This window comes from Paralcaligenes ginsengisoli (assembly GCF_054781135.1).
The window spans coordinates 15,992-30,802 of the sequence record NZ_BAAGUZ010000008.1; the positions used below are offsets into that span (position 1 = coordinate 15,992).

Annotated in this window: 12 protein-coding genes; 6 read left to right on the forward strand and 6 right to left on the reverse strand. The window is 57.9% G+C overall.

Annotation, left to right across the window (positions count from 1 at the left end; translation table 11 throughout):
• Positions 1-17: 17 nt before the first annotated feature.
• Complete coding sequence (locus ACYVIS_RS05430; RefSeq protein ID WP_232742027.1) at positions 18-788, reverse strand: IclR family transcriptional regulator; 771 nt, start codon at positions 786-788, stop codon at positions 18-20.
• 33 nt (positions 789-821) lie between these two features.
• A complete protein-coding gene (locus tag ACYVIS_RS05435; protein ID WP_232742026.1) occupies positions 822-995 on the reverse strand; it encodes a hypothetical protein in 174 nt (57 codons plus the stop codon).
• Positions 996-1,030: 35 nt separating this feature from the next.
• Here ACYVIS_RS05435 and ACYVIS_RS05440 point away from each other — a divergent pair, with 35 nt between their 5' ends.
• Both ACYVIS_RS05440 and ACYVIS_RS05445 read left to right on the forward strand, forming a co-directional pair.
• A complete protein-coding gene (locus ACYVIS_RS05440) occupies positions 1,031-2,650 on the forward strand; it encodes a GMC family oxidoreductase (RefSeq protein ID WP_460873444.1) in 1,620 nt (539 codons plus the stop codon).
• 129 nt (positions 2,651-2,779) lie between these two features.
• Complete coding sequence (locus tag ACYVIS_RS05445; RefSeq protein WP_460873445.1) at positions 2,780-4,150, forward strand: MFS transporter; 1,371 nt, start codon at positions 2,780-2,782, stop codon at positions 4,148-4,150.
• 39 nt (positions 4,151-4,189) lie between these two features.
• Here ACYVIS_RS05445 and ACYVIS_RS05450 read toward each other — a convergent pair whose 3' ends face one another.
• From ACYVIS_RS05450 to ACYVIS_RS05460, 3 genes are read right to left on the reverse strand one after another with little or no spacing between them, the layout of a single operon-like run.
• Positions 4,190-5,314, reverse strand: coding sequence for a deoxyguanosinetriphosphate triphosphohydrolase (locus ACYVIS_RS05450; protein WP_460873446.1), 1,125 nt, complete (start codon positions 5,312-5,314; stop codon positions 4,190-4,192).
• A gap of 9 nt (positions 5,315-5,323) precedes the next feature.
• Complete coding sequence (aroB, locus tag ACYVIS_RS05455) at positions 5,324-6,409, reverse strand: 3-dehydroquinate synthase (protein WP_460873447.1); 1,086 nt, start codon at positions 6,407-6,409, stop codon at positions 5,324-5,326.
• On the reverse strand, positions 6,406-7,017 hold the full coding sequence (locus ACYVIS_RS05460; RefSeq protein ID WP_255696595.1) for a shikimate kinase: 612 nt from the start codon (positions 7,015-7,017) through the stop codon (positions 6,406-6,408). Before ACYVIS_RS05460 ends, aroB begins: the two co-directional genes overlap by 4 nt.
• 115 nt (positions 7,018-7,132) lie before the next feature.
• On the opposite strand from ACYVIS_RS05460, the gene ACYVIS_RS05465 reads away from it, so the two are divergent.
• Entirely contained in the window at positions 7,133-9,580 is a 2,448-nt protein-coding gene (locus tag ACYVIS_RS05465; RefSeq protein WP_460873448.1) for a penicillin-binding protein 1A, read from the forward strand.
• Between the two features lie 39 nt (positions 9,581-9,619).
• On the opposite strand, the gene cyaY is transcribed toward ACYVIS_RS05465, so the two are convergent.
• Positions 9,620-9,949: an iron donor protein CyaY gene (cyaY, locus tag ACYVIS_RS05470; RefSeq protein WP_460873449.1), complete on the reverse strand. Its 330-nt coding sequence runs from the start codon at positions 9,947-9,949 to the stop codon at positions 9,620-9,622.
• 31 nt (positions 9,950-9,980) lie between these two features.
• On the opposite strand from cyaY, the gene lptM reads away from it, so the two are divergent.
• From lptM to ACYVIS_RS05485, 3 genes are all read left to right on the forward strand, one after another.
• Positions 9,981-10,202 carry an LPS translocon maturation chaperone LptM gene (gene lptM / locus ACYVIS_RS05475; RefSeq protein ID WP_460873450.1) on the forward strand — a complete coding sequence of 74 codons (222 nt, stop codon included), beginning with the start codon at positions 9,981-9,983 and terminating at the stop codon, positions 10,200-10,202.
• A gap of 84 nt (positions 10,203-10,286) precedes the next feature.
• Entirely contained in the window at positions 10,287-11,558 is a 1,272-nt protein-coding gene (gene lysA, locus ACYVIS_RS05480; protein WP_460873451.1) for a diaminopimelate decarboxylase, read from the forward strand.
• Between the two features lie 232 nt (positions 11,559-11,790).
• Entirely contained in the window at positions 11,791-14,772 is a 2,982-nt protein-coding gene (locus tag ACYVIS_RS05485; protein ID WP_460873452.1) for a putative bifunctional diguanylate cyclase/phosphodiesterase, read from the forward strand.
• Positions 14,773-14,811: the final 39 nt, after the last annotated feature.

The window sequence follows — 14,811 nt, forward strand, 5'->3', positions numbered from 1 at the left end:
AGGCCCGAGGGCGGCCCCTACCACAGCATGGAATCGTCGCCCAATGCGGCGCCCATGGCGAGCGCCGCCTTCTTCAGGGTCGGTACCGAGTTCAGCAGGAATTCCAGTGAAATTCGCGCGCTGGGGCCGTGGCACGCTACGGCCGCTATGACTTTCTTCTGGGCGTCCAGCACCGGCACCGCGACCGCCACCATGCCCAGTACGAACTCCTCGCGATCAATGCCCAGGCCGCGCTGACGGATGTCCGCAAGTTCCGCTTCGAGCGCAGCCCGGTCAGTCAAGGTGCGCGGCGTAAAACTGCCCAGCTTGATCCGCCCCAGGATCTGCGCGCAATGGGCGGGCTCCAGCGAGGCCAGCATCAGCTTGCCGCTTGCCGTGCAGTGCAAGGGAACGTGAGTGCCCACCTCCAGTTGCAGGCGCAGCAGATGATGCGTTTCCACACGCTCCAGATAGCGTATCTCGTCGCCGTCCAGTGTCGTCAGATTGCAGGTTTCGCCCAGCACCTCGACGAGCTGGCCCAGAATCGCCCGCGACGATCTGGAAAAGCTCGGCGTGCGCAGGGTAGCCAGGGCCAGGCGAGTCGCGCGCGGCCCCAGCACATAGCCCCGTTCATTGGGTGTCTGGACAACCAGGCCGGACTCGACCAGGGAGCGCAGCATGCGCATCAGCGTCGTCTTGGGCAGATCCAGGCGCTGCGCCAACTGCGCCAGCGTTTGCGGGTGCTGGGTGCGGGCCAGTTGCTCCAGCAGGCTGGGAACACGCAAATAACGAGAAGACTCATTGGACATGCAATTTGCCTTGCAGCAGAGACAGCACCCGGTTCAATACTGAAACACCAGCGGAATATATTGTTTCAGCAGCGGAATAGGGCTTGATTCTATCTTGCGGCGCACACGCAAATCAATAAGTATTGAAATATGGTGTTCCATTAAACGATTTTCAATACGCACACCCAGATAAGCAAATTCCAATAAATACTTTTCGCCAATCTCCATTTTTCGATAGATTGAGCAATAGAACCGGAGACAACATGCCACACACCGTAGACTACATCGTCGTAGGCGCGGGATCAGCAGGCTGCGTGCTGGCCAACAGACTGAGCGAAAACGGCAAATATTCCGTGTGTCTGCTCGAGGCCGGACCGCCGGATCGCAATCCCTGGATCCATATCCCTATCGGCTACGGCAAAACCATGTTTCACAAAAAGCTGAATTGGGGCTTCTATACCGACCCGGACGCCAACATGATGGGGCGCAAAATCTATTGGCCGCGCGGCAAAACACTGGGCGGATCGAGCTCCATCAATGGGCTCATCTACATACGCGGCCAGAAGCAGGATTACGACCGCTGGGTGCAACAGGGCAATCCCGGCTGGGGCTGGGAAGATTGCCTGCCCTATTTTCGCAAGCTGGAAAACAATGACCTGGGGGCGGGCCCCACCCGCGGCACCGCCGGCCCGCTCAATGCCACGTCCATCAAAACCCGGCATCCGCTCGTCGAGGCCTTGATTCAGTCCGGAGCCTCCCTGGGTTTGCGAAAACTTCGCGACTTCAATACCGGCGACCAGGAAGGGGTTGGCTATTACCAACTCACCACACGCAAAGGCAAACGCTGCTCGACGGCTGTCGCCTATCTGAACCCCGCTCGCGGCCGGCCCAATCTGCGCATCGAAACCAATGCGCAGGCTATGGCCGTGCTGATGCAAGGCACACGGGCCTGCGGCATACGCTATAAAAAGAACGGCACCGAACACACCTTGTCGGCCAATCGGGAAGTCATACTCTCGGCCGGCGCCATTCAATCGCCCCAGTTGCTGCAGCTATCAGGCATAGGCCCATCGGGATTATTGAGCAAATTCGGCATTCCCGTCGTCAAAGACCTGGACGGCGTCGGCAAGAACCTGCAAGACCATTTGCAGATCCGCCTGATCTACGAAGTCACCCAGCCCATCACCACCAACGACCAGCTGCGCACGCTCTGGGGTAAAAGCAAGATCGGCCTGCAGTGGCTACTTTTCAGGGGCGGGCCGCTGGCCATCGGCATTAACCAGGGCGCCATTTTCTGCCGCGCCTTGCCGCAGGAAAACGCCACACCCGATATCCAGTTTCACTTCGGCACCCTGTCGGCCGACATGGCCGGAGGCGCGGTGCATGATTTTTCGGGCTGCACGTATTCAATCTGCCAGTTGCGGCCCGAATCGCGCGGTGAAATCAACATCAAGTCGGCCGATCCATTCGAAGCGCCTTCGATGCAGGCGAATTATCTATCGACCGATCTGGATCGGCGCACCGCGGTAGCGGGCGTGAAATATGCCCGGCGCCTGGCGGCCGCCGCCCCCATGAACCGCCTGATGAAAAGAGAGTTTCGCCCGGGAGCGGCGGTGCAGACCGACGATGAAATCCTGCAATTCTGCCGTGAAAACGGCGCGACCATCTTCCATCCCTCGGGTACCGCAAAAATGGGACCGGCCGGCGACCCCGGCTCGGTGGTCGACGGCAGATTAAAGGTACACGGCATCCAGGGCTTGCGAGTCGTCGATGCATCGATCATGCCGACACTGGTTTCAGGCAATACCAATGTGCCGGTCGTCATGATTGCCGAGCGTGCGGCCGATTTCATTCTGGAAGACGCCCGACATCCGGCACATTAGTTACGAAAACCGGCGCCCTGCCGAGGCAGGCAGGGCGTCTTGCGCAGCAAGCGGCACCCAGCACTACAAAAAGAAAGCATCATGCCCCGGCAATATTTGCCGCAGGCGCCCCTTTTTCAAGGAGACAACATGTCCAGTCCAGATAAAAAAGCAATCAGGAAGGTAGTCACCGCCTCGCTCATCGGGGCAACCATCGAATGGTACGACTTTTTCCTATATGGAGTCATCGCCGGCCTGGTATTCAACAAGCTGTATTTTCCCAGCCATGATCCCGTGGTCGGGACGCTGCTGGCTTATGCCACATTCGCGGTGGGCTTTATTGCACGGCCTTTTGGCGGAGTTATTTTCGGCCACTTCGGCGACAAGATCGGCCGCAAAAGCATGCTCATCTTCACCTTGATGATCATGGGCCTGGCGACATTCCTGATTGCGTTCATCCCCACCTACGACTCGATCGGCATCTGGGCACCCATCCTGCTGCTCTTGTGCCGCATTGTCCAGGGCCTGGGGCTGGGCGGAGAATGGGGTGGCGCAGTCCTCATGACTTACGAATATGCGCCAAAGAACAAACGCGGATTTTACGCATCGCTGCCGCAAATCGGCCTGTCGATCGGACTGTGCCTGGCCTCGGGCATCGTGGCCCTGCTGTCGGGTACATTGACAAACGAAGCATTCCTGGACTGGGGCTGGCGAGTCGCATTCATGCTCTCGGCCCTGCTCGTTTTCGTCGGACTCTATATCCGTTTGACGGTACAGGAAACCCCTGAATTCTCAAAGGTCAAAGAAGCCAACGCCGAATCGAAGGTGCCCTTCTACGACATGATGAAACGCTACCCGGGCAACATCCTGAAAGGGATGGGCGCGCGTTATATCGATGGCGTCTTCTTCAACGTTTTTGCGGTTTTCGCGATCAGCTACCTGACCAACACGGTCAAGATCAATCGTACCGAAGCCCTGACCGGAGTGATGGCCGCAGCCATCGTAATGTGTTTCTTCATTCCGTACTTCGGCGCCGTGTCCGACAAGTACGGCCGCACCCGCACCTATTTCTGGGGTTCGCTGATCACGGCCTTTTCGGCTCTGCCCGCCTTCTGGTTCATGACCAATTATTCCGATCACGTCATGGTGGTCTGGCTATCGATCATCATTCCTTTCGGCATTTTCTACGCCTCCATCTACGGACCTGAAGCGGCGCTGTTTTGCGAACTGTTCGACACCAAGGTGCGCTATACCGGGATTTCGTTTGTCTATCAGTTCTCGGGCATATTCGCGTCGGGCATCACGCCCCTGATTGCAACAGCATTGCTCAAGACCAATGACGGGCGGCCATGGCATATCGTGCTGTATGTAATCTTTTCCGGAGTTGTATCGGCCTACAGCGCATGGCTGATCGGCAGATCGGCAAATCGCGCGGCCGATGTATCGGCCCATAGGACAATCGATGCGTCGATCCACCGGGCAGGCACTGGGCCTGCCCCTACGGATGCGGTATCCCGATGATGGGCCCCAGGGGCGGCCACAAGGGCCGCCCCTGGGCATTTACATATTGAACAGCTGCTCGTGCTCGCGAATCGCAAAGCGATCGGTCATGCCGGCGATGTAGTCGGCAATGGCACGGGCCTGCGAAAGCGGATCGGAACGCTGGTGGTCGGGGGGCAGCAGACGCGGCTCGTTCAGAAAGGCCACAAATAGATCGCGCACAATGGTGCGAGCCTTGTTCGTCATGCGCATGACACGGTAATGACGATACAGGTTTTCAAGCAGGAAGCTTTTCAGGGCATCGGCCTGGCGGCGCATGGATATTGAAAACGCCGCCAAGGCGGGCGCGCGGCGCACGGCGTCGACGCCATCGGGCTGATGCTGACGTATATTGGCCAGGGTCGTGTCGGTCAGGTCGAGCACCAGGGTATTGATCATTGCGCGTATCGTTTCCGCAATCGCGCGGCGCCGTTCCAGGTTCGGATACTGCCGCATCACCTGGGCATAATGCGTGGCAAAAATCTCCAGCATTTGCAGTTGCTCTATAGAGATCAGCCCTGAACGCAGCCCATCGTCGATATCGTGGTTGTTATAGGCGATTTCGTCGGCTAGATTGGCGATCTGGGCTTCGAGCGAAGGCCGAGTCTTGTTTACGAAACGTTCGCCAACCTCGCCCAGCAGACGCGCATGGCGCAGGGAACAATGCTTGAGTATGCCTTCGCGTGTTTCAAAACACAGATTCAAGCCATTGAAGGCGGCATAGCGTTCTTCCAGTTCATCGACCACACGCAGGCTCTGCAAATTGTGCTCAAACCCACCCACCCCGGGAGCCAGCTCGCGCAGGCAGGCATTGAGCTCATCCTGGCCGGCATGACCGAACGGCGTATGCCCCAGATCGTGCGCCAGGGAAATCGCTTCGGTCAGGTCTTCGTGCAAGCCCAGATTGCGGGCCAGGGAGCGGGCAATCTGGGCCACTTCGATGCTATGGGTCAGGCGGGTGCGGAACAGGTCGCCTTCGTGATTGATGAAAACCTGCGTCTTGTATTCAAGCAGGCGAAAGGCCGTGCAATGAATGATGCGATCGCGGTCGCGCTGGAATTGGCTGCGATTGCTGGGCGCGGCCTCGGGATGAAGGCGGCCGCGCGACTGCTCGGGGCGGCAGGCGTACAGTGCGAGTTCCGGCATGGCCGCCACTCAGAGGCTGGCAACGGCGGTTCTTTCAAGAACCGTCCGCAATGCATCGGCGGGCGCCGGCTGGAACACCGCCTGGCCTATTTGCGGCAACAGGATGAATCGCAGCTGGCCCGCTTCGGTTTTCTTGTCGACCTGCATCAGGTCGATCCAGCGCTCGGCGCCCAGATCGGGGGCCTGCACCGGACATCCTGTGGCCTGGACCAATGCCCGCACGCGCTCGACACTCGCCGTCGGCAAGCCCAGCGCAAGCGCCGAAAGCTCAGCCGCCTGGACCATGCCGCAACCTACCGCCTCACCGTGCAGCCATGTGCCGAAACCCAGGCCCGATTCGATGGCGTGGCCAAATGTATGGCCAAAATTCAGTATGGCCCGCAGACCCGATTCGCGCTCGTCCTGCGAAACGACCAAGGCCTTGAGCTCGCACGAGCGCTGAATGGCATAGGTAAGCGCGGCGGGATCCAGCGCCCTCAAGGCGGCTACACTCTGTTCGCACCAGGAAAAAAAATCGGCGTCGATAATCATCCCGTATTTGATGACTTCGGCCAGACCCGCCGTTACTTCGCGCGGGGGTAGAGTATTGAGGACATCGGTATCGATCTCGACCGCAATCGGCTGGTAGAACGCGCCGATCATATTCTTGCCCATCGGATGATTAACGGCGGTTTTGCCGCCCACCGAAGAATCGACCTGGGCCAGCAAGGTGGTGGGCACCTGGACAAAACGTATGCCGCGCATATACGTGGCCGCCGCAAAACCGCAGATATCGCCGATGACGCCGCCGCCCAAAGCCACCAGCACGGCACGGCGATCCAGACGATTTTGTAACAAAGCGTCGAAAATCAGGTTCAGGGTTTGCCAGTCTTTATAGGCTTCGCCGTCGGGCAGTTCGATGCGCACCAGGCGCTTGCCGGTTTGGGCCAGGGCCTGCTCCGCGCGCTTGCCGTAATAGCCCGCCACCGTTGAATTGGTGACGATGGCGATTGCCGTGGCATCGGCAGGAATGCTGTCGGCCAGGCGATCCAGGCGGCCCGCTGCAATATGAATGGGATAGCACCCGCCGGGCGTGTTCACTTGAACCGTGCTCATGAATGAATCTCGTGATTTTGCAATAAAGGAATCAGGGATTGAACCACCTGGGCAATAGGCATGACGCCGGTTTCGAAGGTAAGGCTCGCCACCTCCCTGTACAGCGGTTCGCGCTGCTCGAGCAAGACCTGGATGCGCGCCCGCGGGTCGGCCGTTTGCAACAGAGGCCGGTTGCGGTCGCGCGCCACCCGGCGATAGAGCTCGTCGCCGCTGGCATGCAAATAAATCACCACGCCCCGTTCGCCCAGATAGCGGCGGTTCTCGGCCGACAACACCGCCCCGCCTCCGGTTGCCAGTACAATGCCGGGCCGGCGTGAACATTCATCGAGCAGGGCGGTTTCGCGGCGACGGAACCCCGCCTCGCCTTCAATGTCGAAAATTAACGACACCCGGACTCCGCAACGCGCTTCAAGTTCGTGATCCAGATCGAGAAACTCGCGATTCAACAATCGCGCCAGATTGCGGCCAATAGTCGTTTTGCCGGCACCCATCATGCCGACAAGGAAAATGGGCCGATCGTACGGCAGCGTCACTCCCTCGGAGCGACAGGCATCGATGGTGCCTTTAGGGTCGGTCGGCGCAGCGCCGCAACATAAAGAGTCGTTCATTTGTGTATTATCTCACTTGCAATCCCTCGATAGACGGATACACTGCATTATTCGGTTACAGAAACCTAATGCGTAAATCATAGTCTGACCTTGGTTAGACTTAAAATCGCCCGTAATGAGTTCTCCTACCTCCTCCAAATCCGATTCCGGCTCCGCATCCCATTCCTGGGTTGGGCGTTTTTTCCTCAAAACGGCGATTTTTGTCGCAGGCCTGGGGTTATGCGGAGCGCTGCTAGGCGCCCTTGCCCTCGCGCTGGCCTGGCCCAATTTACCCGATCTTTCCGCCATGACGGACTACCGGCCCCGGGTGCCGCTGCGAATCTATACCGCCGACAAGGTATTGATCGGCGAGTTCGGCGAAGAGCGGCGCAACGTGCTGCGATTCAATGAAATCCCCGATGTAATGAAATCGGCCATTCTATCGGCCGAAGACGACCGCTTCTACCAGCATGGCGGAATCGATTGGTCGGGCGTGGCGCGCGCCATGATCGCCAACATCGTGCACATGTCCAAATCCCAGGGCGCCAGCACCATTACCATGCAGGTAGCGCGCAATTTTTACCTGTCGTCGGAAAAAACCTATACCCGCAAGTTCTACGAGCTGCTGCTCACCTTTAAAATCGAAGCCAATTTAAGCAAAGACCAGATCCTCGATCTGTACATGAACCAGATCTACCTGGGTCATCGCGCATATGGCTTTGCCGCCGCATCGCGCACCTACTTTGGCAAGCCCCTGTCCGAAATCACACCGGCCGAAGCGGCCATGCTGGCCGGCATCCCCAAGGCACCTTCGCGCTTCAATCCCATTGCCAATTTCCAGCGCGCCAAGGTGCGCCAAGGCTATGTGCTGGGCCGTATGAAGGCCCTGGGCTACCTCACCGACGCCGAATACAAACAGGCGATGGCGCAGCCCATTCAAATCAAGTCGGCCGCCGGCACGCCGTCGGGCGGCTACACCATTCATGGCGACTATGTCGCCGAACTGGCGCGCCAATTGCTTTTCGATGTCTACCACGACGACATCTATTCGCGCGGATTCAATATCTATACCACGGTCAACTCCAAAGACCAGGAACAGGCTTATAAATCGGTGCGCTCGGGCATACTCGACTACACGCGCCGCTCGGCCTATCCCGGCCCCGAAGAAACCATCGACCTTCCCGCCGGCATCGAAAAAGACCCGGCCAAGCTCGACAGCATCATCGATGACCTCCAGGAAAAATACTCCGACAGCGGCGACCTGCTGACTGGCCTGGTGCTGTCGGCCGATCCCAACAAGATCACGGTGGCACGCAGCTCACAGGAAATCATCGACATCACCGACAAGCGGGCTTTGCGCGTCGTGGCGCGAGGCCTGGCAAAAAACGCCAAGGCCGGAGTCAAGATCGAGCGTGGTTCGGTCGTGTACATCCATAAAAACGGCGATTATTGGGAAGTCATCAACATGCCGTCGGTGCAGGCGGCTTTTGTGGCCTTGAACCCGCAAGACGGCGCCATTCAGGCCATGGTGGGCGGTTTCGATTTCGACCAGGGCAAGTTCAACCGCGTCACGCAGGCGTGGCGCCAGCCGGGCTCCAGCTTCAAGCCGTTTCTGTACGCTTCGTCGCTTGAGCGCGGCCTGACGCCGGCCACGCAAATTTCCAACGAGCCATTCTCGCTCACGGCGGCGCAAACCGGTTCCAAGGCCTGGACGCCAAAGAATTACGGCAACGAATACAACCCCATGCTTACCATGCGCCAGGCGCTGTACAAGTCCATGAACATGGTGTCCATCCGCATCATGCAGGCGGTCGGCCCCAAATACGTGCAAGACTACATCACCCGCTTCGGTTTCGACCGTGCCCGCCAGCCCGCCGTGCTGCCCCTTGCATTGGGCGCGGGCAGTGTCACTCCCTTGCAAATGGCCGGTGCGTATTCCGTGTTCGCCAACGGCGGCTACCGCGTCCCGCCGTATCTCATCGATCACGTTACCGACAGCAGCGGCAAGGTCATCATGCAGGCCAAGCCCACCATTGCCGGTGACGCGGCGGCACGCGCCATTGATCCGCGCACCGTTTATGTCATGGACGACCTGTTGCGCGGTGTGGCCACGTACGGTACCGGAGCCCGTGTGCACCGTGAACTCAAACGCGACGATATCGGCGGTAAAACCGGTACCACCAACGACTCGCGCGATGCCTGGTTTGCCGGCTTTACTCCCAAGCTGGTTGGGATAGCCTGGATGGGCTACGACCAGCCGCGCTCGCTGGGTGATCGCGAAACCGGCGGCGGCGCGGCTCTGCCGATCTGGCTCGACTTCATGCGCTTTGCTCTAAAAGACCAGCCGCAAACACCGCCCGGGCCTATGCCCCCAGGATTAAGCAAAATCGACGGCGATTATTATTTCTCGGAATTCCCGCCCGGCCAAGCCGTGGCGCGAGTCGGGCTGCCTACCGGCGACAGCCTCGACAGCAATGGCGCCGCCGTCGGCAGCAACGACGGCATAGGGAACCTGCTCAATCAATTGAGCGGCGGGAACACCACGCGCAACGGCGCCGCCCAGCCCGACAAGGTGCCCTTCTAGGGTCGGGCCGGATTACGCCACTTTCGGCCCCTGATCCGGCTACACACTGACCTTGAGCGGCACGCCGGCCGCTTCGGAAAAAATTTGCGACAAGGCCTCGGCCAGATTGGGGCCGCCCCGGGTATCATTCCAATTATGTCCATCATAGCGATAATGAAACCCGCCGCTGGGCGCGGCAACCCACATTTCCTTCATGGGAGCCTGGCTGTTGACCACGATATGGACCGCATCGTTGAATATCAGGGTCAGAACATTGCCGCTGCGATTGGCCTCGATATCGAGGTCGTGCAGGGCGACCCAGTCGTCTGACTGACTCTCCAGACTGTCAAGCATGGCTTCGCTTCGAGCAAGAAATTCAGTTTCGTTCATAATCACACACTACCGCACTTGGAATTTTGTCATGCAAGCGTCCCGAACCTCGACACCCGCCCGTTCTATGCCCCGTATTGTAGCCAGCTTCGCCATGCTGGCGGCATTGGCAGGATGCGGCTACAAAGGCCCCTTGTACATGCCGCCTCCTCCGCCGCCCGATGCGTCCCTGACCAAACCACCCACCAGCGTTCCGCTTCCGGCCACGCAGGCGCCCGACCAAACCGGCGCGCAGGCCTCCCCCATTAAATAAGCTCGCTGGCCGACACCGTTTCGCCGGAACGGCCCCGCCCGCGCACACTTGTCTTGCTCACTTTATCCATCCGAAACACCGCTCATGACCGTTGCTCCCGACTTCCAGTTCCAGAATGGGGTTCTACACGCTGAAAGCGTCCCTCTGACAAAACTGGCCCAAGAATTTGGCACCCCGCTCTATGTCTATTCGCGCAAAGCGCTGAACGATGCCTGGGAGTCCTACCGCCAAGCCGTGGGCCAACGCAATGTGTTGATCTGCTATGGCATGAAAGCCAACTCGAACCTGGCGGTCCTGAACGAATTCAAAAACCTGGGTGCCGGCTTCGATATCGTATCGGGCGGCGAACTTGCCCGGGTACTTGCCATAGGCGGCGACCCCTCCAAAATCGTTTTTTCGGGAGTCGGCAAACAAGTATGGGAAATGCGGGCCGCCCTGAAGGCCGGCGTGAAATGCTTTAACGTCGAGTCCGAGGCCGAACTGGTACGGCTCGCCGAGGTGGCCGGCCAAACGGGTGTCGTTGCCGACGTCTCGCTGCGCGTCAACCCCGACGTCGACGCGCTGACGCACCCCTATATCTCAACGGGCCTGAAAGAAAACAAATTCGGCATAGCGATTGAAGCCGCGCTGGCCACGTACCAGCGGGCGGCCTCGCTGCCGAGCCTGCGCGTGGTAGGGGTGGACTGCCACATAGGTTCGCAAATTACAGAAGTCGGCCCGTACCTGGATGCGCTTGAAAAATTGCTGGCGCTGATCGAAACGCTGGCGCAACAAGGCGTGCACATCAGGCATCTGGACCTGGGGGGCGGCATCGGCATACGCTACACCGACGAAACGCCGCTGTCGCCCAAGGTATTGCTGGATCAGGTGTTCGAGCGCCTGCAGGCACGCGACCTGGGCCATCTGCAAATCGTGCTGGAGCCCGGACGTTCCCTGGTCGGCAATGCCGGCGTGCTTCTGACGACGGTCGAGTATCTGAAACACAGTACAGCCAAGAACTTCGCTGTCGTCGATGCCGCGATGAACGACCTGATCCGCCCGACACTCTACGACGCCTGGCATAGCATTGAAGCCGTCGAGCCGCGCGGTCAGTCGGCCCGGAAATACGATATTGTCGGCCCCATTTGCGAGAGCGGGGACTGGCTGGCGCGCGACCGCATGCTCGCCCTGCAACAGGGCGACCTGCTCGCCATCATGTCGGCCGGGGCCTATGCCTTTACCATGGCAAGCCAATACAACACGCGCCCACGCGCTGCCGAAGTCATGGTCGACGGCGAACACTATCATGTAGTGCGTCCGCGCGAGCCGCTCCACAGCCTGTTCGCCAGCGAAACCCTGTTGCCGGAAACGAAATAATGCCGCCAACGATCGCAATCCACAGCGAATAGACCTAAACTCAAGCACTTGCAAACTGACCTGCCCGATTCCGTTACAAACCAAAACCACTATTCGGAATCAACCAATGCCAACTCTCATAAATAAAGCTATAAATGCCATATCATCAATACCATTGAGTTTAAAAGATATAAACAACAAGGGACAAAGGAATCTGGATGAGCGGACCAAGCGAATTCCGACAAGGTGAATCATGGCATGGCTGACAATTCTTCACCGGAATTTCACTAAAAAGTACCTTACCGCTCTGGATCAACTGCTCTATTATTTTTCATTTCGAGCGGTACCCCTCGGTATTGTCGTTATTTCCATCCTGACTCTGCTCACCCTGAATAATCAGTACGATTTCACGCCGGGCACTCCGCTTGCCATGCGTATGGCCAGCCAAGGACCTAACATCCAAAGCCCTGCCCAGGCGCTCACCGAACTTCAAGAGCAGCCGCTTGCCGCTTCGCATCCAATACGGGCACAGGAGTCGCCTGTATGGTTTTCGTTTGTCATACCCGCCTCAGGTCAGGGAAAGAGCATGAGCGTAGAGGTTCCATCGGAACATGCGCAAACTCTGGCCTGCTGGAATGCCGCGACACAGGCCCTGTTGGGCAAGGCGGATCGCAGCAAGGCGATGGGTAGCGTCCAGCACGTCAAATCGGGCTTTGTCATCGGGATCTCGAACAATGCCTTGCCCGTATCGATTCTGTGCAAGGCCGATTTCCTGGGCAAAGCGCGCCTGTCGGCTACCTTGTGGTCGAACATCGAAATGGAGAAATCGGGTACGGAATACGACCGCAGCGCAGGCATACTTGAAGGCGGCTTGCTCACACTGACGCTGATAGTCCTGATATTCGCGGTGATCAATCGTGAATGGATGTATCTGCTGTTTGCCGCCTGGCTGCTGGGCAACCTGCGCCTCAGTGCACTTTCCATGGGCTGGGATACGCAGTGGCTGGGGCATGCAATTCCTTACGCCTGGCTGCCGTTTCTCAGAAAAACGACCATTGCAATTTATTACCTGCTGACATATTCGCTATTCACCCAGCTGTTTACAAACGACCTGGCACACATTAACTTTCCACGTATGCAGCGGGCCATTTTGTGGGCGGGCCTGGCTTTGCTGGTGGCCGCCGGCATCTTGCCATACACCCAGTTTCTTCCCGTAATGTGGCTGCTCACCACGTTTGGCATGGCCATAGCCATTTTTCTTTTAAGCCGCATTCTGATCGCGACGCAATCCCGAGTTGCGCTCTGGTACAGCATCTCTCTGGGTATCGTATTAACCACCGGTATTGCCCACACTCTGGCGGAATCCCGGAATATCGCTTTTTTAAGCAGCAGCCTGATCAATGTTGCGGCCGCCTTGCTGTCGAGCACGATCGTTGCCCTGGCCATTGCCGAGCACATGCGGATCGAGCGTCTGGAAAGAATACAGGCGCAGGCAGAGCTGCAAGGCACTTATGAGGTTACGCCAATAGGACTATTTACCCTCGAAGACGACGGCACTATCGTACGAACTAATCTGGCACTGGAGCAGATGTTGGCCTTTATCCCAGGCGCGGACACGATACGGCATTGGGCTGATTACTTCGGCACAGAAAACTGGCACAAGCTCAAGGCGGCGGCCCTGCAGGGCGTCGATACCGAAATAGAAATACAGAACCTGGCAGGCCAGCACACCAGGCAACGGCATTTTCTGGCCAAGGCAGTACGTGCCAGCTCCAGAATCGAAGGCTCCCTGCAAGACATCACAGAACAGGCACACACCATCGCTCAATTGCGCATTCTGGCCAATCACGATCCACTGACCAACACACTTAATCAGCGGGGGATTGAAGAAAAGCTGAACGAATCTTTAAAGTCGTTGATTACCGGCAAGCCCTTTGCTCTGGCCTACATGGACTTGAGCCCGCTCAAGATCATCAACGATCTATACGGTCATACCGCGGGCGATGATGTGCTCAAACAGGTATGCCTGAGAGTCGGATCCATACTCCTCCCTGGACAGTACCTGGGACGCGTCGGTGGCGATGAGTTTGTTATCGTGTTTCAGAATTGCCCGATCGATCGGGCGAAAGAGATTTCGCAAAAAATCATAGACGATCTTCGGGCTACCCCATGCCAGATCGGAACACGAGCATTCCAGACCAGGGCATCCGTCGGCCTCGTCGAAATTACTACGCAAACATCAACGCAAGATGCTATATCCACGGCAGCCCGAGCTTGCAGGGCTGCTCAAAAAGCCAATCAAGGTCAAGTCATGGTTTACGAACGCAATGCGCAGGCATTCCAGGATCACCTCCAGGATCTGCACCTGATCAAGGAACTGGGCAGCGGATTCTCGCCGCAGCGACTATTTCTCGAAATGCAGCCCATCATGTCGCTGCACGACCCCTATGAAACCCTGAACTTCGAAGTCCTGCTCAGAATGCACGATTCGAACGGTGCGCTCATTCCAGCCTCAAGAATCATTGCCGCAGCCGAAGAAAGCGGCACCATCTCGGTTATCGACAAATGGGTATTCACCACAACGCTGCAATGGCTGGACACCCATCAGGAGCAATTGCCAAAAACCCGGTTCGTGTGCATCAATCTGAGCGGCATGTCGCTGAACGACGAGAAATTCGTTGATGATTTCTTTGCCATACTGGCCAGATTCGAACATCTGGCCCAGATGCTTTGCATGGAAATTACAGAAAGCGTCGCCCTGCACGATATGGAAAACACGCGGCGATTCATCAAACGCCTGCAGGCGCTGGGAGTGCGCATCGCCCTTGACGATTTCGGCGCAGGATATACCTCGTTTTCCTATCTTAGCGAGCTGCCCGCCGACGCAATCAAGATCGACGGATCCTTCATCAGGAATATGAATGAACGCCCGGTCAATGTGGCGATTGTCGGAGCGATAGTCGCCATGGCCCGCAATCTTGGCATGCAAAGCATTGCCGAATGGGTTGAAAACGGCGAGACCCTGGAAGCGCTGGCAAAAATGGGAGTTGATTACGTTCAGGGCTATGCCATTGCCCGGCCACTATCCCCGGATACCCTCCTCGCGGCCGAGAACATAGACAGCGTTATTCTGGACGAACACATGAGAGACCTGGTGCGTGGTATATCGTCGCCGCAAACCGCGACCGACTTCTGGGATCAACATCACAATCTGCCCCCGACCGACTGGCACTGATGCGGCTTGAAGCAGGCTTCAATCTGCTCAGGAGCCTCA

Coding starts and splice junctions, on each gene's coding strand:
- ACYVIS_RS05430 (WP_232742027.1), bottom strand. CDS start 788: ATGTCCAATGAGTCTTCTCGTTATTTGCGTGTTCCCAGCCTGCTGGAG.
- ACYVIS_RS05485 (WP_460873452.1), top strand. CDS start 11,791: ATGGCATGGCTGACAATTCTTCACCGGAATTTCACTAAAAAGTACCTT.
- ACYVIS_RS05465 (WP_460873448.1), top strand. CDS start 7,133: ATGAGTTCTCCTACCTCCTCCAAATCCGATTCCGGCTCCGCATCCCAT.
- ACYVIS_RS05440 (WP_460873444.1), top strand. CDS start 1,031: ATGCCACACACCGTAGACTACATCGTCGTAGGCGCGGGATCAGCAGGC.
- cyaY (WP_460873449.1), bottom strand. CDS start 9,949: ATGAACGAAACTGAATTTCTTGCTCGAAGCGAAGCCATGCTTGACAGT.
- lptM (WP_460873450.1), top strand. CDS start 9,981: ATGCAAGCGTCCCGAACCTCGACACCCGCCCGTTCTATGCCCCGTATT.
- ACYVIS_RS05435 (WP_232742026.1), bottom strand. CDS start 995: ATGGAGATTGGCGAAAAGTATTTATTGGAATTTGCTTATCTGGGTGTG.
- aroB (WP_460873447.1), bottom strand. CDS start 6,409: ATGAGCACGGTTCAAGTGAACACGCCCGGCGGGTGCTATCCCATTCAT.
- ACYVIS_RS05450 (WP_460873446.1), bottom strand. CDS start 5,314: ATGCCGGAACTCGCACTGTACGCCTGCCGCCCCGAGCAGTCGCGCGGC.
- ACYVIS_RS05445 (WP_460873445.1), top strand. CDS start 2,780: ATGTCCAGTCCAGATAAAAAAGCAATCAGGAAGGTAGTCACCGCCTCG.
- ACYVIS_RS05460 (WP_255696595.1), bottom strand. CDS start 7,017: ATGAACGACTCTTTATGTTGCGGCGCTGCGCCGACCGACCCTAAAGGC.
- lysA (WP_460873451.1), top strand. CDS start 10,287: ATGACCGTTGCTCCCGACTTCCAGTTCCAGAATGGGGTTCTACACGCT.